This window comes from Streptococcus sp. HMSC034B05 (assembly GCF_001809055.1).
In the GTDB taxonomy this organism is placed as follows: domain Bacteria; phylum Bacillota; class Bacilli; order Lactobacillales; family Streptococcaceae; genus Streptococcus; species Streptococcus constellatus.
In genome coordinates this window covers 156,080-173,812 of the sequence record NZ_KV795612.1, presented here as the reverse complement: position 1 = coordinate 173,812, position 17,733 = coordinate 156,080, and the positions used below count along the sequence as shown (strand labels likewise).

Sequence of the window (17,733 nt, the reverse complement as noted above, 5' to 3'; positions counted from 1 at the left end):
TCTCCTAACTTTTTAATAATAAGGGGTATCTACTTTTTTTCTTTGGTAAATGATAAGAATAATTCCTGCGACCACTAGAACAGCAGACAACCATTGTGACACACGCAAGCCCGCAAACATGAGACTATCTGTTCGCATGCCTTCAATCACCATGCGACCTATTCCATACCAAATAAGATAAAATCCAGTCATTTCTCCACGTTTGAGGAAATTTTTCTTTCTTCTCGCAACCATCACTAAAGCAAATCCTAACAAATTCCAAACCGACTCATAAAGGAAAGTTGGTTGCCGATAATGCCCATCAATATACATTTGGTTGCGCATAAAACTTGGCAAGTAATCCAAACGTTTAACAATCGCTCCGTAAGCCTCTTGGTTGAAGAAATTGCCCCAACGCCCAAGACTTTGAGCAATCATTACACCTGGAACAGCAATATCTAAAAAGTCTAGTGTGTTAATAAATTTTTGTTGGGAGAAGAAATATAAGACAATCGCTCCAGTAATTAAACCACCATAAATAGCAATTCCCCCGTGCCAAATAGCAAAAATCTCAGCAGGATTTTTAGCATAATAGTTCCAGTCAAAAATGACATAGTAAATGCGAGCCCCAACGATCGACAGAGGAAATGCAACAAGAATAAAATCAAGAATGTCATCTGGAATAATCTTTTTCCTTGGTGCTTCTTTCATAGCTAGATAGACAGCTAAAATCAAACCTGTCACAATACAAATCGCATACCAACGAATACTAAAAGACCCTATCTTAAATGCAATTGGATTAATCATGAGCCACCTCATTTTTACTAATAAGATTGGTTAAGCGTTCCTCAAAAGTCTTCGTTGCATCAAAGCCCATTTCTTTTGCGCGGTAATTCATCGCTGCCGATTCAATCACTACCGAAATATTGCGACCCGTTTTCACAGGAATGCGGATTCTTGGAATCGCTACACCTGATACTTCAAACTCCTCACCATTGTTTCCCAAGCGGTCAAACGTTTTATTGACATCATAATTTTCCAGATAAACAGCCAACTGAACCTGTGATGAATCTTTTACAGCACTTGCCCCATAAAGGCTCATAACATCAATAATCCCAACGCCACGAATCTCAAGTAAATGGCGCAAAATTTCAGCTGGCTCACCCCAGAGAGTCATTTCATCTTTCGCGTAGATATCCACACGGTCATCTGCGACTAAACGATGCCCGCGTTTAACTAGCTCCAGTCCAGTTTCGCTTTTTCCAATTCCGCTATCACCTTGTATCAGAACACCCATGCCATAAATATCCATTAGAACGCCATGAATACTGGTTCGTTCAGCCAAACGTGAATCTAGATAGCTAGAAATTTCACCTGATAAACGACTCGTCGGTGTGCGGCTGCTGAGAACAACAATTTTATTTTCCTTTGCAGCCTTCAACATCTCATCAGGTACTTTCAGATCACGCGCCACAATCATAACAGTGTCTCGTTCAAACATTTTCCGTAAAACCTGATAGCGATTGTGAGAGGTCATCTTCATCAAGTAAGACCATTCTTTCATTCCCATTAGCTGGATACGTTCTGGTGTGTAATAGTCAAAATAACCTGTCATTTCAAGTCCAGGACGAGAAATATCAGATGTTGTAATCTCTTTTTCCAACATTTTCTCATCACCATAAACCACATTTAATCTGACTTTTTTTAATAGATCTTTGATCCTTACAGCCATATTTTTCCCCTTTGATAATTTCTTTATCTATTATAGCAAATTTTCAGACTAAAAGAGAGTTTCATCTTTGATTTTGCAAAGAAAATGGATTCAAACATCTGTAGTACCCATCAATCCTCTGACTGAATCATTTGTTCTACAATTTGTTTTTGATTTTGAAATACAGGATACCGATCCATAAAATATAGAAGCTCACTAGACTTCAACCAAATGTGACCATCCGTTTCACTCTCTTGATACCTCACCGTTTTCTCTGCCACGATGGCCTCATAAAAATCAAAATGACAGCGATCGTTAGATGACGTCACTTTCTCAATCAGTTGTAGTTCTCTAGGAATTAGACCAGTTTCTTCCCACAATTCACGATAGGCTGCGGTCATGCTATCTTCACCAGCCAGCACACTTCCCCCTGCACCAAACTCATAATAATTAGGATGAATTTCTTTTTTTGGACTGCGGTGCATTAAGAGAAATTCCCCATCTATATGACGAACAAAGACATTGACACAAAGATGGTACTTCCCTTCCGGAATCTCTTCTCCTCTGAGCAATTTATATCCAACCTTTTCCCGATACTCATCATAAGCATCCCAATATTCCATCTCTTCTCCTTCAAAAATAAGAGAGTCCATTTCCTGACCCCCTTTTTACATATATAAACAAAGTCTCGTTCTATTATAGTCACCAAAACCAACCATCTTCTTCTTTGATAGCTTCTGCTTCTTTGCGCTTACGAGGTCCTGTTCCATACATTTCTTCTTCTACATCTTCCTTGTAAGGCATCACAGCGGCTAAGATAATATAGATGATAATCCCTAAGCCAAAGTTAAAGATAGTAAATAAAACGAATAAAAAGCGAACAAGCCCAACGTCCAAACCGAATTTGTCAGACAAACCAGCCAAGACTCCTGATACAGCGCTATTTCGGCGTAATTTATAAAATTTTGTTTTCATCATCATTTAGCCTCTTTCATTGATACTAAATCTAGTGTAGCACATTTTAGTCATCACGCCATCCGTCCCTAGGCGGATTTCTGATTATTTCTCCAAAATAGTCATTAAGACTGCAACTGTCTGACAAAAATGAGTTTTCCTTGGCAACTGCCACAGCAATACTGAGCAGTATTGATCCGTCTTTTTCTATGGTACTGTGCATGACAATGCAGACATTGGTAAATAAGAATTTTTGCAGTTGGTTGTCTTGATAAAGTTGGTGCGTAGCGCAAACCGTTCACAGCTTTCAATAATTGCTTAAAATCTCGATCCTTATGTCGATAGCCTTTCTTTTCAAAATAAAGATGATAGTGACAAAGTTCATGACGAACAATTTTTCGGAAGGTTTCTAAGCCAAACTGTTCATAGATTTTAGGGTTAAAATCGAGATGACCGTCTTTTGGAAAAAAGCGTCCGCCCGTTGAGAGGAGACGCTTGTTCCAATCAGCTTCATGATGAAATTCCTTGCCAAAATCTTCCAAAGAAACTTGTCTAACATAGTTAGTTAGATTCATGTGGCGATACCAAGGAAAGATTGACCTTTTCTCTTTCTATATCCAATTTATCTACCCAAACGGTTACCAAGTCACCGACAGAGACAACTTGACTTGGATGTTTGACATAGCTGTTGCTGAGCTTCGAAATATGAATCAAGCCATCTTCATGAATACCAATATCCACAAAAGCACCAAAATCAACGACATTACGTACAACACCTTCTAATTTTTGTCCAATTTGTAAATCTCTTATATCAAGAACATCTTGACGAAGAACTGGTGCATCAAACGAATCACGTAAATCTCGACCTGGCTTGAGTAAGTCTGCAATGATGTCTTTAAGTGTTGCTTCCCCTATTCCCAAGTCGGTAACTACCTTGGCTACATCCAATGACTGTAATTTTTCCTGACCATCTTGATTCAAGTCTTTAATTGCTAGCATTTGGAATAATTTCTCAACAGCTGGATAACTCTCTGGGTGAACACTTGTATTGTCTAAAATATTGTCACTTTCGGGAATCCGTAAGAAACCTGCTGCCTGTTCAAATGCTTTAGCACCCAAGCGAGGCACTTTTTTAATATCTTCACGCGAATGAATCATACCTTCTTCTTCACGATATTTGACAATATTTTCAGAAATCGTTTTGTTCAATCCTGCTACATGAGAGAGAAGAGAAGGACTTGCAGTATTGATATTAACGCCAACCTGATTGACAACGGTATCTACAACAAAATCCAAGCTTTCAGATAATTTCTTCTGACTAACATCATGCTGGTATTGCCCAACACCGATTGATTTTGGATCAATTTTAACCAACTCTGCAAGCGGATCCTGCAAACGCCGGGCAATCGAGATAGCCGAACGTTTCTCAACAGTCAAATCAGGAAATTCATGCCGCGCTAATTCGCTAGCTGAATAAACAGATGCACCACTTTCATTTACAATAACATAGCTGACATTGGGATGAGTTTTCAGCACTTCAGCAACAAACGCTTCACTTTCTCGACTGGCTGTTCCATTTCCAATAGCGATAATTTCAACGCCAAATTGTTCAATCAAGTCTGACAGTTCTCGCTTAGAAGCTTCAATTTGTGCTGCTTTTGCTGGCGGAACAGGATAGATAACCTGAGTTGTCAGCATTTTTCCAGTTGCATCTACGACTGCTAGCTTAGCTCCTGTCCGGAAAGCTGGGTCAAAACCGAGTACTACGCGCCCTTTGAGTGGCGCAATCAAGAGCAGATGACGAAGATTGTCTGAAAATAGCTGAATAGCACCGTCTTCCGCTGTTTCAGTTAATTCTGTTCGAATTCGACGTTCCATAGCTGGAATGATTTTCTTTTTCACTGCTTGCTGGATTGCTTCATGAATGTAGTTATTTTTAATCTTAAACCGTAATTCAAAAAAGCGGATGATTTTTTCTACATTATGTTCAAAACCAACTTTAAGAACACCTAGCTTTTCACCCCGATTTAAAGCTAAGGTCCGATAACCTTGCATATCCGCAATTTTTTCAGAAAAATCATAATAAATTTGAAATACTTGCTTTTCGTCCAAATTTGCATCTTTCAAAGTTGAAACAATGCTTGAATTTTTCAGTATTTCATGATAGGTCCATGCACGCAGTTGGGCATCTTCTGAAATGGCTTCCACCAAAATATCTACAGCTCCAGATAGAACCGCTTCTGCCGTTGGAAATGCTTCACTAGTTAAACCAATGGCTTCTTCTTGAAGATTGCTAATATTTTGTAATATAAGCCGTGCCAAGGGGAAAAGTCCTGCTGCACGCGCAATCGTAGCCTTTGTCCGACGTTTTTCTTTGTAAGGAAGATAAAGTTCTTCCACATCAGCCAACTTTTCAGCTGTTTCAATAGCCGCACGTAATTTATCCGTCAGCTTTCCTTGCTCCTCGATCTTAGCTAACACTGTTTCTTTACGTTCTTTGAGATTTGTCAGGCTTTTATCCAAATCAAGAATTGCCTTGATCTCTACCTCATCTAAATTTCCTGTCATCTCTTTCCGATAACGAGCAATAAAAGGAATGGTATTGCCTTCAGCTGTCAATTCAAGAACTTTTTCAACTTGTTTTTGACTAACATTTAAACTTTGTGCGATTTCAATAATATTTGTTTCCATAAGGAATATTATACCACATTCCAAGCCTTAGTACACAAACGGATAATGATTCTCGTGACTTTATTTCACCATAATCTTCAAAATGATAGTATAATAGTAAAAAAGAAAAAGGAGGCTGCTATGGCTATTAAATTTACGCGTTCAGATGATTTAGACAAAATGTTCGAAGAATTTGCAACGTTACCTAAAATTGAAAAAGTAGAATTTCCTGATGAAAAAGAAAAAAAGATGAAAAAAGAGCAAAAGGCTAAAAAGTCATGAACTTTTTCCATCAACTGCCGCCTAGTGTGCTGCAAGCCGGTGCGATTTTCCTCTCCATTATTATTGAAGCACTGCCTTTTGTGCTGATTGGGAGCATTATTTCAGGTTTTATAGAGGTTTATATCACACCAGACAAAGTTTATCGCTATCTGCCTAAAAATAAATGGGGTCGGATTTTCTTTGGTACGTTTATCGGCTTTATTTTCCCCTCTTGCGAATGCGGAATTGTCCCTATTATCAATCGCTTTTTGGAAAAGAAAGTACCGAGTTACACGGCTGTGCCTTTTATGGTAACAGCGCCAGTTATCAATCCTATCGTTCTCTTTGCAACTTACTCTGCTTTTGGAAATTCCTTTAAAATGGCGTTACTCAGAGCTTTTGGATCTGTTGTTGTAGCAATTGTTCTAGGAATTTTCTTTGGCTTTCTCAATACTGCAAATATTCAAAAAGAAAATCGAGTTATTCGGCATGAGCATGACTTTTCTCATTTGAATCAAGCGCAGAAAGTATTTCAAGTGTTTGTGCAATCTATTGACGAATTTTTCGATACAGGTCGTTACTTAGTCTTTGGCTGTCTCTTTGCCAGCATTGTCCAAGTCTATGTACCTACACGCATTCTGACTTCCATTAGTGCAACACCACTTATGGCTATTTTACTATTGATAGTGCTTGCATTTCTTCTCTCACTTTGCAGTGAAGCAGATGCCTTTATCGGAAGCTCACTCATTTCTAGTTTTGGCTTAGCACCAGTTCTGGCTTTTCTCGTCATTGGACCAATGCTAGATGTGAAAAATATCCTCATGATGAAAAATTACCTCAAAGGACGATTCATCTGGCAATTTATTGGAATTGTTAGTTTAGTTGTCGTCATTTATTCTTGGCTTGTGGGGGTAGTGCTATGATTCGTTTTCTAATTTTAGCTGGTTATTTTGAAATTACCATGTATTTGCAACTTTCTGGCAAGCTCAATCAATACATCAATATGCATTTTTCTTATTTGGCATATATTTCAATGGTTCTTTCTTTCGTGCTAGCCATTATCCAGCTCATTGTCTGGATGAAAAAAATGAAAGTACACAGCCATCTGACGAGTCGTTCGGCAAAATTTGCTAGTATTGCTTTTCTCATCGTACCGTTGCTGGTGGCTCTCTTCTTTCCAACAGTCAGTTTAGACTCTACGACCGTTTCTGCTAAAGGTTACCATTTCCCGTTAGCTGACGGTAGTTCAAAAAACATTCAAGCTGATGAAGGCACTACCAATCAGTATCTAAAACCTGATACCAGCACTTATTTCACTAAAAGTGCTTATGAGAAAGAAATGCGAGCAGCCGCCAAAAAATATCTGAAAAAAGATACCATCTCTGTTACGAATGAAAATTATATGGAGGTCATGGAAGTTCTTTATGATTATCCAGATGAATTTGCTGGAAAACGACTAGAATTTACCGGTTTTGTTTATAATGATCCAAGTGATGCTAAAAGTCAATTTTTGTTCCGCTTTGGTATTATTCACTGTATCGCCGATTCGGGGGTTTATGGACTTCTTACAACTGGAAATACTGAACATTTTGAAAACAATACCTGGATAAGAGCAAGTGGGAAAATTACGATTCGTTACCATAAACAACTAGGACAAAGCTTGCCAATACTTGAAGTAGATAGTTTCAAAAAAGTTGAGAAGCCTAGCAATCCTTATGTCTATCGTGTCTTTTAATCCATATTGAATAAACAAAAGAAGACCTGAGAACTATTTCTCTAGGTCTCCTATTATGCTCTTTTCTGAGCAATTATGATAAAATAAGAGAGATTTATAATTTTAGGAGATACTATGTCAGAACACAACCAACCTGTTTCAAGAAAAACCTTGCTATCCATTTTTGCCACAGCACTAATTGCTTTTGCTGGAATTCTTTCTGAAACCAGTATGAATGTCACTTTTCCGCATCTTATGAAAGTGTTTCATACAGACCTTGGCACATTGCAATGGATTACGACAGGCTACTTGCTTGCTGTTTCCATTACGATTACACTCGGAGCCACACTAGCACACAACTGGTCTGAACGAAAAATTCTCTTCACTAGCCTAGTTACTTTTACATTCGGAAATGGTGTGGCGATGCTTGCTCCTAATTTTGCCCTACTAATGCTAGGGCGGATTCTACAAGGCGCTGCCACTGGAATAGCCATACCGTTAATGTTTAACTTGATTGTAGAACGGATTCCACGCAGTCAAATTGGCTTTTATATGGGACTGACTGGGCTAGTGATCAGCCTAGCACCTGCAATTGGTCCAACTTACGGCGGCTTTATGATTGGCTTGTTTGATTGGCACATGATTTACACATTCATCATGCCAGTTTCGATCATCTCGTTCATTCTAGGATTTTTCTTTTTAGAAAATACCCCCAATAAACAAAAACGTCCTTTTGAGTGGATTTCTTTCTTGCTTCTTACACTTTCACTGACTTTTTCTATTATGATGATTTCTAGCTTAGAAGAAGGTAGTTTTAATTGGAGCTTCGTCATCATCTTTTTATTATCACTTCTACTTTTCATTTGGAGAAGTTTAACAGTGGAACATCCTTTTTTAGATATTCGTATTTTGAAAAATCCAGCTATTTTACTTGGAATCATTCCGTTCTTCCTTTACCAATTTTCAAATTTATCAGCCAATTTTCTGATTCCTAATTTCTTAGTTTTAGTAAAACACGAAGCTACCTCTGCTGCTGGTTTTGCACTGCTGCCCGGAACAATGTTGGGAGCTTTCTCAGCACCTTTTTTAGGAAAATTGTATGATAACAAAGGAGCAAAACTTTCCTTATATGGTGGGAATCTTCTCTTTTTCTTAGCTATTTCCGTTTTTGCATTCTTTACGGAATCCTTAACGCTACCACTGATTATTCTTACTTATATTTTCTTTACAATCGGGCGTAATATGGCATTCAATAACACTATGGCTCTATCTGTCTCACAGATTAGCCGTGAGAAATCACCAGATGCTACAGCACTCTTTCAAACGGCTCAAACATTTGCCGGTGCTTTGGGAACAGCTATCGCTGCTATAATCGTTAATCAATCTCCTAATACAACGACCGGTGTGCATCTTGTCTTTCTACTCCTGTTCTTCCTTGTTATCCTTATTTTTTATCTCTTTTACTCTTTATTTCGAGCTATCAAAACTCAGAAATTTTAATCAATTTATGATAAAATAAATAAAATATTAGAAAACAGGTGTTCAAAATGTCTTCAAAAGTGATTATTACAATTTTTGGTGCCAGTGGAGATTTAGCAAAAAGAAAACTTTATCCTTCTCTTTTTAGATTGTATAGATCTGGTAATTTGTCTAAACATTTTGCAGTTATCGGAACTGCTCGCAGACCTTGGAGCAAGGAATATTTTGAATCTGTCGTGGTTGAGTCTATTACAGACCTCGCAGACAGCCCTGAGCAAGCGCAAGACTTTGCTAGCCATTTCTATTACCAAAGTCACGATGTCCAAGATACCGAGCATTATATTGAATTAAGAAAACTACAAAATCATCTCAATGAGCACTATCAAGCAGAACACAATAAACTTTTCTTCCTATCCATGGCTCCTCAGTTTTTTGGGACGATTGCCAAACATCTCAAATCCGAGCAAATTGTAGACGGGAAAGGATTTGAACGCTTAATTGTAGAAAAACCTTTCGGCACAGATCTTGCCTCTGCTAGCAAACTAAACGATGATTTGTTAGCAACATTTGACGAAGAGCAGATTTTCCGTATTGACCATTATCTCGGCAAGGAAATGATTCAAAGTATTTTTGCCATTCGCTTTGCTAATCTTCTTTTTGAAAATGTCTGGAATCGTGATTATATTGACAATGTACAGATTACCTTTGCGGAAAAGTTAGGCGTGGAAGAGCGCGGTGGCTATTACGATCATTCAGGTGCCCTGCGTGATATGGTGCAAAATCATACGCTTCAACTCCTGTCTTTACTTGCTATGGATAAGCCCAAAGCATTTACTAAAGATGACATTCGGGCTGAAAAAATTAAGGTTTTCAAGCACTTGCACAAATCCACCGATAATGACCTGAAAAAACTCTTCATTCGTGGTCAGTACACTTCTGGAAAAGTGGACGGAAAAAAATATATTTCCTATCGCAGTGAACCAAATGTTGAGCCAGAGTCTACCACTGAAACCTTTGTTTCTGGTGCGTTCTTTGTGGACAGCGATCGTTTCCGTGGTGTGCCATTCTTCTTTCGTACTGGAAAACGTCTCACTGCCAAAGGAACCCATGTCAACATTGTTTTCAAACAAATAGAATCTATTTTCGGCTCCTCGCTTCAACCAAATGTACTGACGATTTACATTCAGCCGACTGAAGGATTTTCACTTAGCATGAATGGCAAAGAAGTAGGCGAGCAATTTAACTTAGCTCCGCTGACACTTGATTATCGTACAGATGCAACCGCTTCTGGCGCATCACCAGAACCTTATGAGAAGCTCATCTACGATGTGCTAAACAATGACTCAACCAATTTCAGCCATTGGGACGAAGTACGTTCTAGCTGGGAATTGATTGATCGCATTGAATCCCTGTGGGCAAACAACGAAGTCCCTCTTCATCAGTACAAATCAGGTACTATGGGACCCAAAGCTAGCTTTGATCTCCTTAACCAATTTGAAGCTCATTGGAATTGGCAACCAGACGAAACCTATCGCAAAGAAGGACGATTGGGTTAACGTAAATATATGCAAAAGACTTGCAAAATGAATGAATTGCAAGTCTTTTTTCTTATACCAATCCTTCCAAGAGCCCTTTCATAAAGTTTTCAGAGTTAAATACTCCAATATCGTCAATTTTTTCTCCGAATCCAATCAGTTTAACTGGAATATCGAGTTCTTGGCGGATTGCAAGAACGACACCACCACGCGCAGTTCCATCAATTTTTGTCAAAACAATCCCCGTTACTGGCGTAATCTTTGAAAATTCCTTCGCTTGAACAAGGGCATTTTGTCCCGTCGAAGCGTCCAGAGCTAAGAAAGTTTCATGCGGCGCAACAGGATCTACCCGTTTAATAATTCGTCCAATTTTTTCCAACTCTGCCATGAGATTATCTTTGTTCTGCAAACGTCCAGCTGTATCAATCATGAGAATATCTACATTTTCATCCTTTGCTTGCTCCATGCCATCATAAACAACACTAGCTGGATCACTCTTTTCTGGACCTGTCACAACAGGAACATCTACTCGACGTCCCCATTCCACCAGTTGAGCAACAGCTCCTGCACGGAAAGTGTCTGCTGCAACTAACATAACTTTTTTGCCAGCTTGTTTATATTTATAAGCCAATTTCCCGATGGAAGTGGTCTTTCCAACTCCATTCACACCTACAAAAAGCATAACTGTCAGACCGTCTTGTAAATTAATTTTTTCGTTAAATTGACCGTCTTTTTCATAGATGTCTACTAACTTTTCGATGATGACCCGACGAAGGGCATCTGGTTTTTTAGCATTTTCAAGGCGAGCTTCTTGGCGTAATTCCTCAGTCAGATTGGAGGCAACTTGCACCCCAACATCACTCGTAATCAAGAGTTCTTCTAACTCTTCAAAAAATTCCTCATCTACAGAACGGAAAGCTGCAAAAAAAGCATTAAGGCGGGCTCCAAATCCTGTCCGCGTCTTTTTGAGACTGCGGTCATACTTTTCCTGAACCGTTTCTTCCTGAATAGATGAATTTGCATCAACTGCTTCATTAGTTGATGTTAGGCTAGAAAAGTTTTCCGAGATTGTTTCTGCACTTGCTGCATTCGCTTCGTCCAGTTGCCTCATTTTTTCTTGTTCTGCTTGTAGTCGTCTAGCTTCCACTAAACGAGCCTGTAAATCAGCAGCACCTGCTTGCTGGGTTAGAGTCTGAGAAAAAGATTTTTCTTTGTTTACGGGTTGTGAATCTGCCATTTCACTTTGCAAGGCATGGCTTTCTGGAACTTGTGAATCTCTTTCATCTGACTCTATCCTTGCTTCTGTCTCGACCATATCCGAGTCTATTTCTTCTACTTTTTCTTGAATGGTTTCAAGACGCGTTTTATCCTCAGCAAGCCGTTCTTTTAGTTCTGTCTGGAGCTTTTGTTCATCTAGATTCTCAGATTGCGCATTCTCTACAGAATCCTTTTCTGCTATTTCTAGATTCTTTCCTTGATTATCCTCTGGTACTGTTGGTACAGCTTCTTCAAGAATATTTTCAACTGGTTTTTCTTCTTTTTGGCGACCAAAAAGGCGATTAAATAACCCCATCAGATTCCTCCTTTATTTCAGTACATATTTTTCTATAGCCCAAGCAACAGCATCTTCATCATTCGTCATCGGCGTCACCACATTGGCAACTTCTTTGACTGCTGCTACTGCATTTTGCATAGCTACACCAAGCCCTGCCCATTTTATCATAGATAGGTCGTTTGCTTCATCTCCGCAAGTCATGACTTCACTTTGTTCAATTCCTAAATGACTAATCAATTTTTCTAAGCCATTTGCCTTATGAACATTCTTTGGAGACCATTCTAACAGCATATCACGTGACTTAAAAATTTCATATTTGTCAAATAAGTCAGACGAAAATTGAGCAATACCACGATCAAGTAGATCTGGTGCATAAGCTGTCACACATTTATTATAAGTTTGTTGGCTAGATAAATCTGCAAATGAAACAGACTCAAATGTTAAAGCAGGGTTACAAGTTTGATAAAGCGACTCATGATCTGACTGGATTTGGTAAACAGTCCCTTCACAAATCGCATCTAACGGCAAGCCCAACTTTTCTGTTTCCTCAAAAATACGGGTCACATCATCATAAGCAAAAACTGTTTTATCAAGAATTTCACCTGTGTTGCGTTGCACCAAACCACCATTAAAAGTAATGGTGTATTCATCCTCTTGATTAGCAACACCCAATTCGTTTAAGAAAAGTTCCATTGCTTTAAGAGGTCGACCAGTCGTTAAAACAACCTTGATTCCTTGTTCTTGTGCCAGTTTAAGAGTTGCTAAATTTCGAGCAGAAATTTTTTTGTCAGAATTTAGCAATGTTCCATCTAAGTCTAGAGCAATCAATTTTATATCTACCATTATAAGCCCTCCATATAAGTCATGACTGAATGCGCTGCATGGTGTCCGATGACCTCTTTGGCTACTTCCAAAATCTCTGGACGAGCATTTTCAGGGGCAATAGGATAACCAGAAACTTGCATCATGTGTAGGTCATTCAGATTATCTCCAAATGTCATGACCTGATCCATCTCAAGATTTAGCTTTTTCGCTAATTCAACAATAGCAACTCCTTTATCCACATAGTCTAGAACAATATCAATTGACTTATAGCCTGTTGTCATGGCTTTGACACCAGGAACGTGTTGATTAACCCAAGCTTCACCAGCAGCAACTGTTTCTTCAGAAAAGTTGGTGGTAAATTTGAAAATTTCATCTGTAATATCCTCCAAGCGAGCAACTTTTTGGATATTTTCATTATAATGAGTGCTGAAAGCTAAATAAGCTGGATCAACTGTCTCCAAGACATAACAACCTTTTTTCCCTGTCAGAAGCAATTCATTGATATTGATATATGGAGATGTTTTTAATTTCTCAAAAGCTGATAGATAAAAATCCTTAGACATTGTTGCTTCATAAAGATCTTTTCCACGAAATTCTACCAAACTACCATTCTCAGCAATGAAGATAATCTCATCTTGCACATCCTCAAATAGCTTTTCTAATGACAGCAAACCGCGTCCACTGGCTACTGCAAAATAGATACTTTTTTCTTTAAAACGAAGCAATAAGTTCTTAAGTCGAACCATGTCAAACTGACCTTTGTCATCTAAAAAGGTGCCATCCATATCTGTTGCAACTAATTTTATATTCATTTTACATACTTTCTAAATCTTTTAATTTAACGGAAACAATCTTTGACACACCAGATTCTTGCATGGTCACTCCATAGATAGAATCCGCTGCAGACATTGTTCCCTTACGATGGGTCACCACAATAAACTGGCTGTCCTTATCAAAACGATTGAGATAGTCTCCGAAACGTTTGACATTGGCTTCGTCAAGTGCAGCTTCCACCTCATCCAAAATGACAAATGGAATCGTTTTGACACGGATAATGGAGAAGAGTAATGCCAAAGCTGACAGAGCTTTTTCTCCTCCGCTCATCAGATTGAGCGACTGAATTTTCTTACCAGGTGGTTGTACTGAGATTTCTACCCCAGCGGTCAGAAGATCACCTTCGGTCAAAATCAAATCAGCTGAACCACCGCCAAACATCTGTCTGAAAGTCACCTTGAAACTCTCACGAATTGCTTCAAAAGTTGTTTTGAAGCGTTCTTTTACTTCATCATTCATTTCTTCGATGGTATCCAAAAGCAGATTTTTCGCAGAGAGTACGTCATCTCTCTGAGTATTGAGGAAATGGAGGCGTTGACTGACTTCTTCAAATTGCTCTACCGCATCAAGATTGACTGGGCCTAGTGCCCGAATAGCTTTTTCTAAGTCCTTGACCTTGGTTTCAGAAACAGCTAGATTTTCTAGTGGGTGAGACTGTTTGCTAGCTTCATCAAAAGACATTTGATAATCATCTGTCAAATTCGTCAGAAGACGACGAAGGACGTCTGCAACCTTATCTTTTTCAGCTTCTGTTTTGGCTTGTTTGCGAATTAAATCTTCATTTTGGTGGCGCACTTGTTCCAAATGACTCGTAATGTCTTCGGTTTGACCTTCCAAATCGTCCAACTCAAACTGATGACGAATGCTTGCTTGACTCAAAGCTGTCTTTTCTTGCATTGCCTTTGCTAACTGCTCTTCTAAGATAGCAATATCTACTTTTGCAACCGTCTCTTCCTTTTGCTCCATCAAGAATTGTAAAGTTGAAATCTCTTTATCCAATTCAGCTTGTTCATGAGATAAACGGGTGAGATCTGCCTGAACATAACGCTGATGACCTGTCACTTCCGTACGAGCCAAACGAAGATCAGATAAGCGTGCTGTTAATTTATCTAGACGCGCTTGAACAGCGTCTTTATCTGACTTAATCTGTTCAATTTCTGTTTCTGTTTCTGTTTTTTCCTGCTCAATCTCTGCAAGACGCCTGATTAGTGTTTCTTTTTGTTCTGCCATGTCAGGAAGCACCTCGCGAGATAGCTCGCGTTCTTGCAAAGTCAGAAGCTCAGATAAATCTTCAACTTGTTTGTGTGTTTGCTCATAGGCAAATTGAGCCTTTTGTTCGGCTAACCGTGCTTCCTCGCCATCTGTTTTTATTTCTTCCAAAAGATTCGTGGATTGAATTGACAGCGTGTGCAAATCTTCCACTCTCTTCTCTTGTTCTGCTAAGATCACATTCTTCTCAGAAAGTTCCTTTTGCAAAGCTTCCAGCTCCGGCTTGATGAAAATCGTATTGTTATTCCGATGAGCACCACCCGCATAAGAACCACCTGTTCGCAACTCTGTTCCATCCAGCGTAACAATTCGTACTTGATAACGAACTTTGCGAGCAGCTGCTCTGGCATTTTCTATCGTATCAAAAATCGCTGTCGTTCCCAGCAAGTTTTGGAAAATATGCTCTAAACTCATATCATAACGCACCAAAGATGAAGCTAGACCAAGAAAACCAGTACTCTTTTCAATGATCGCTCGATGATGATCTGGCAAATGGCGTGCTTTAATCGTTGTTAATGGCAAAAAAGTCGCCCGTCCTGTTCGATTGCGCTTCAAGAATTCTATTGCCTGTGTCGCTGCCGGCTCATCTTCAACGATGATATGCTGGCTACTTGCTCCAAGCGCAATTTCAAGTGCCGTTTGATAATGTGGGTCAAAGCTCAATTTCTCGCTGACAGCCCCAATAATTCCACCTAATCGATCTGCTTCTTGCAGCACACTTTTTACCCCAGCATAGAAATGACTGTGATTTTTTAAAATAGCTTCTAAACTACCAATGCGTGCCTTTTTATTCTTTACATCATCCATCATATCAAACATTGCTGCTTGATTTTGTTGATAATCTTCTTTCACACTTTGAACTCTCTTAAGCTGCTCCTGGTAATCTACCAACAACTGCTGAACCAACTGTCGAGCTGTTTCCAAATCTTCTAGTTGACTCTGCTCGTTTGCTTGTATATTTTTTAAATTCTCTTGTAACTTGGCAAACTCTGCTTGCTTGTTTTCAGATAATTGCAATTCATTGGCTAAACGGCTTTCCAAAGCAGTTAAGTCATTTGACAAGTCTGCTTCTTCTTGCATCAATTGGACAAATTTGCCACGTAATTTTTCAATCATCTGATCGGGATTATTCGAAAAAGTCTCAATTTCAGCTTCCAATTTATGAATAGCCTGTTGATTTTGTTCTAACTCTTTCGAAAAATCGATCAGTTGCTCATTTTTTTCCTGCCATTCTTTTTGAGCCACAGCTCGTTTTTCTTCTAGTCCCTGTAAACGTTCTTCAGTTTCTTTCCGACTGCTGGCAGCTTGACTAGACTCCAATTTTGAAACTTCAATTTGACGTTCTAAATCACTGATTAAACGTGTTAATTCCAATAGACTTGCTTGATCATCTGCCATTTGTTTTTGCAAAGCATGTCGTTTTTCTTTTAGAAGAGCATTTTCTTGCTCCAGCTGATCTCGCTTATTGTAATAAGCAGATAAATCCTGCTGAATGCCTGCTAGCTGTCCCTCCGTTGTATTCAGCCGCATTTTATTTTCGACAATCTGGGCAATCAATACATCCAAATAAAGAGTTCGCCGTTCTTCGTCTAATTTCAAAAATTGCTTAGCTACCGTAGCTTGCTTTTCAAGCGGCTTTACTTGACTATCTAGCTCAAAAATAATGTCTTCCAAACGATCCAAATTATCCTGTGTTTGAGTTAGCTTGCTTTCGGTTTCCTTACGGCGGGTCTTATATTTCGACACTCCAGCTGCTTCTTCAAAAATAGCACGGCGCTCTTCTGGCTTACTGTTGAAAATCTCTTCTACCTTTCCTTGAGAGATAATAGAAAAACTATCTCGTCCAAGTCCAGTATCCATAAACAAGTCATGAATATCTCGCAAGCGCACTTTTTTGCCATCAATTTTATACTCACTGTCTCCACTGCGATAAATATGGCGTTCTACACGAATCTCATCTGCAGCCTGCTGGATGAAACGATCTTTATTATCCAATACGACCACAACTGAAGCATAATTTAACGGCTTTCTGCTCTCCGTACCCGCAAAAATAACATCTGGCATTTTGCCACCACGAAGGCTTTTAACACTAGATTCTCCCAGCGCCCAACGCAGGCTTTCTGTGATATTAGACTTTCCTGATCCATTTGGCCCAACGACAGCAGTCACTCCTGGGTCAAAAACAACTTTAGTCTTATCTGCAAAAGATTTGAAACCTTGAATTTCAATTTCTTTTAAATACATGAATAATTTTCCTTTTCAAACGCATTTTTTGCAGCTTCCTGCTCTGCTAATTTCTTAGAGCGACCTTGCCCTTGCCCAACCACTCTGCCATCTACTGACACAGATACATCAAATTCTTTAGCATGAGCTGGACCAGACTCAGAGATAACTTGATAGACAATATCAACATCACCATTGACTTGGAGCAGTTCTTGTAGCTTGGTCTTGTAATCAATCACCTGCTCAAAGTCTCCTGCTTCCACTTTTGGAATCATGATTTGATAAAGGAATTTCTTAACGGCTTCCACATCCTTATCTAACAGAAGGGCACCTAAAAAGGCCTCAAATAAATCGCCGAGAATGGTATCACGATTGCGACCACCTGATTTTTCTTCGCCACGACCCAATTTGATAAATTGATCAAACTGACAATCTCGACTAAAGCCAGCTAAACTTTCTTCACGCACAATCGTCGAGCGGAGTTTTGATAAGTCTCCTTCTGGTTTCTTCGGATATTTTTTATACAGATATTCTGAAATCAATAATTGCAGAACAGCGTCTCCTAAAAATTCCAAGCGCTCATTATGTGAAATGTTTAAGAGGCGGTGCTCGTTAGCATAGCTAGTATGAGTAAAAGCTGTTTCCAACAACCTCTCATTTTGGAAGACAATTCCAAATTGCTTACTCAAAACTTTATGTAAATCTCTCATTTTTTCTCCTTTCA

At 39.1% G+C, this 17,733-nt stretch carries 16 protein-coding genes; 5 read left to right on the top strand and 11 right to left on the bottom strand.

Annotated features, from left to right (window positions below; genetic code table 11):
- Positions 1 to 12: 12 nt before the first annotated feature.
- The 6 genes from lgt to HMPREF2542_RS06075 all read right to left on the bottom strand — a co-directional run bounded on the left by lgt (position 13) and on the right by HMPREF2542_RS06075 (position 5,335).
- Positions 13 to 786: a prolipoprotein diacylglyceryl transferase gene (lgt, locus tag HMPREF2542_RS06100; protein ID WP_070484555.1), complete on the bottom strand. Its 774-nt coding sequence runs from the start codon at positions 784 to 786 to the stop codon at positions 13 to 15.
- Positions 779 to 1,711, bottom strand: a complete 933-nt coding sequence (hprK, locus tag HMPREF2542_RS06095; RefSeq protein WP_003068730.1) for an HPr(Ser) kinase/phosphatase — start codon at positions 1,709 to 1,711, stop codon at positions 779 to 781. The genes lgt and hprK overlap by 8 nt, the downstream gene beginning before the upstream one ends.
- A gap of 110 nt (positions 1,712 to 1,821) precedes the next feature.
- A complete protein-coding gene (locus HMPREF2542_RS06090; protein ID WP_070484553.1) occupies positions 1,822 to 2,343 on the bottom strand; it encodes an NUDIX hydrolase in 522 nt (173 codons plus the stop codon).
- Between the two features lie 49 nt (positions 2,344 to 2,392).
- Entirely contained in the window at positions 2,393 to 2,665 is a 273-nt protein-coding gene (locus HMPREF2542_RS06085) for a PspC domain-containing protein (RefSeq protein ID WP_037591159.1), read from the bottom strand.
- A 104-nt stretch (positions 2,666 to 2,769) separates the two neighbouring features.
- Entirely contained in the window at positions 2,770 to 3,219 is a 450-nt protein-coding gene (locus HMPREF2542_RS06080) for a SprT family protein (RefSeq protein WP_070484549.1), read from the bottom strand.
- Positions 3,206 to 5,335, bottom strand: coding sequence for a Tex family protein (locus tag HMPREF2542_RS06075; RefSeq protein WP_070484546.1), 2,130 nt, complete (start codon positions 5,333 to 5,335; stop codon positions 3,206 to 3,208). Before HMPREF2542_RS06075 ends, HMPREF2542_RS06080 begins: the two co-directional genes overlap by 14 nt.
- 120 nt (positions 5,336 to 5,455) lie before the next feature.
- Here HMPREF2542_RS06075 and HMPREF2542_RS09795 point away from each other — a divergent pair, with 120 nt between their 5' ends.
- From HMPREF2542_RS09795 to zwf, 5 genes are all read left to right on the top strand, one after another.
- Positions 5,456 to 5,596 carry an SPJ_0845 family protein gene (locus HMPREF2542_RS09795; RefSeq protein ID WP_102989260.1) on the top strand — a complete coding sequence of 47 codons (141 nt, stop codon included), beginning with the start codon at positions 5,456 to 5,458 and terminating at the stop codon, positions 5,594 to 5,596.
- Positions 5,593 to 6,498 carry a permease gene (locus tag HMPREF2542_RS06070; protein ID WP_049492056.1) on the top strand — a complete coding sequence of 302 codons (906 nt, stop codon included), beginning with the start codon at positions 5,593 to 5,595 and terminating at the stop codon, positions 6,496 to 6,498. Before HMPREF2542_RS09795 ends, HMPREF2542_RS06070 begins: the two co-directional genes overlap by 4 nt.
- Positions 6,495 to 7,310, top strand: a complete 816-nt coding sequence (locus tag HMPREF2542_RS06065) for a TIGR03943 family putative permease subunit (protein WP_049492054.1) — start codon at positions 6,495 to 6,497, stop codon at positions 7,308 to 7,310. The genes HMPREF2542_RS06070 and HMPREF2542_RS06065 overlap by 4 nt, the downstream gene beginning before the upstream one ends.
- Before the next feature lie 114 nt (positions 7,311 to 7,424).
- Entirely contained in the window at positions 7,425 to 8,789 is a 1,365-nt protein-coding gene (locus tag HMPREF2542_RS06060) for an MFS transporter (RefSeq protein ID WP_070484542.1), read from the top strand.
- Positions 8,790 to 8,836: 47 nt separating this feature from the next.
- Positions 8,837 to 10,324 carry a glucose-6-phosphate dehydrogenase gene (zwf, locus tag HMPREF2542_RS06055; RefSeq protein WP_006270712.1) on the top strand — a complete coding sequence of 496 codons (1,488 nt, stop codon included), beginning with the start codon at positions 8,837 to 8,839 and terminating at the stop codon, positions 10,322 to 10,324.
- A gap of 52 nt (positions 10,325 to 10,376) precedes the next feature.
- Here zwf and ftsY read toward each other — a convergent pair whose 3' ends face one another.
- The 5 genes from ftsY to rnc are packed head-to-tail and all read right to left on the bottom strand — an operon-like array spanning position 10,377 to position 17,719.
- Positions 10,377 to 11,876, bottom strand: a complete 1,500-nt coding sequence (ftsY, locus tag HMPREF2542_RS06050) for a signal recognition particle-docking protein FtsY (RefSeq protein ID WP_058669625.1) — start codon at positions 11,874 to 11,876, stop codon at positions 10,377 to 10,379.
- Between the two features lie 12 nt (positions 11,877 to 11,888).
- Entirely contained in the window at positions 11,889 to 12,701 is an 813-nt protein-coding gene (locus HMPREF2542_RS06045) for a Cof-type HAD-IIB family hydrolase (RefSeq protein ID WP_003068700.1), read from the bottom strand.
- Complete coding sequence (locus tag HMPREF2542_RS06040) at positions 12,701 to 13,495, bottom strand: Cof-type HAD-IIB family hydrolase (RefSeq protein ID WP_003025135.1); 795 nt, start codon at positions 13,493 to 13,495, stop codon at positions 12,701 to 12,703. Before HMPREF2542_RS06040 ends, HMPREF2542_RS06045 begins: the two co-directional genes overlap by 1 nt.
- A 1-nt stretch (position 13,496) precedes the next feature.
- The gene (gene smc / locus HMPREF2542_RS06035) at positions 13,497 to 17,030 is read right to left on the bottom strand and encodes a chromosome segregation protein SMC (RefSeq protein WP_058669626.1); all 3,534 of its coding nucleotides are present in this window, start codon (positions 17,028 to 17,030) and stop codon (positions 13,497 to 13,499) included.
- Positions 17,021 to 17,719, bottom strand: coding sequence for a ribonuclease III (gene rnc, locus HMPREF2542_RS06030; protein WP_003068697.1), 699 nt, complete (start codon positions 17,717 to 17,719; stop codon positions 17,021 to 17,023). The genes smc and rnc overlap by 10 nt, the downstream gene beginning before the upstream one ends.
- Between the last annotated feature and the right edge of the window lie 14 nt (positions 17,720 to 17,733).

Excerpts from the sequence above, each read along its gene's own strand:
- HMPREF2542_RS06090 (WP_070484553.1), bottom strand. The coding sequence starts at position 2,343 with ATGGACTCTCTTATTTTTGAAGGAGAAGAGATGGAATATTGGGATGCT.
- HMPREF2542_RS06080 (WP_070484549.1), bottom strand. The coding sequence starts at position 3,219 with ATGAATCTAACTAACTATGTTAGACAAGTTTCTTTGGAAGATTTTGGC.
- ftsY (WP_058669625.1), bottom strand. The coding sequence starts at position 11,876 with ATGGGGTTATTTAATCGCCTTTTTGGTCGCCAAAAAGAAGAAAAACCA.
- zwf (WP_006270712.1), top strand. The coding sequence starts at position 8,837 with ATGTCTTCAAAAGTGATTATTACAATTTTTGGTGCCAGTGGAGATTTA.
- HMPREF2542_RS06075 (WP_070484546.1), bottom strand. The coding sequence starts at position 5,335 with ATGGAAACAAATATTATTGAAATCGCACAAAGTTTAAATGTTAGTCAA.
- HMPREF2542_RS06085 (WP_037591159.1), bottom strand. The coding sequence starts at position 2,665 with ATGAAAACAAAATTTTATAAATTACGCCGAAATAGCGCTGTATCAGGA.
- lgt (WP_070484555.1), bottom strand. The coding sequence starts at position 786 with ATGATTAATCCAATTGCATTTAAGATAGGGTCTTTTAGTATTCGTTGG.
- smc (WP_058669626.1), bottom strand. The coding sequence starts at position 17,030 with ATGTATTTAAAAGAAATTGAAATTCAAGGTTTCAAATCTTTTGCAGAT.
- hprK (WP_003068730.1), bottom strand. The coding sequence starts at position 1,711 with ATGGCTGTAAGGATCAAAGATCTATTAAAAAAAGTCAGATTAAATGTG.
- HMPREF2542_RS06070 (WP_049492056.1), top strand. The coding sequence starts at position 5,593 with ATGAACTTTTTCCATCAACTGCCGCCTAGTGTGCTGCAAGCCGGTGCG.
- HMPREF2542_RS06065 (WP_049492054.1), top strand. The coding sequence starts at position 6,495 with ATGATTCGTTTTCTAATTTTAGCTGGTTATTTTGAAATTACCATGTAT.
- rnc (WP_003068697.1), bottom strand. The coding sequence starts at position 17,719 with ATGAGAGATTTACATAAAGTTTTGAGTAAGCAATTTGGAATTGTCTTC.
- HMPREF2542_RS06060 (WP_070484542.1), top strand. The coding sequence starts at position 7,425 with ATGTCAGAACACAACCAACCTGTTTCAAGAAAAACCTTGCTATCCATT.
- HMPREF2542_RS06045 (WP_003068700.1), bottom strand. The coding sequence starts at position 12,701 with ATGGTAGATATAAAATTGATTGCTCTAGACTTAGATGGAACATTGCTA.
- HMPREF2542_RS06040 (WP_003025135.1), bottom strand. The coding sequence starts at position 13,495 with ATGAATATAAAATTAGTTGCAACAGATATGGATGGCACCTTTTTAGAT.
- HMPREF2542_RS09795 (WP_102989260.1), top strand. The coding sequence starts at position 5,456 with ATGGCTATTAAATTTACGCGTTCAGATGATTTAGACAAAATGTTCGAA.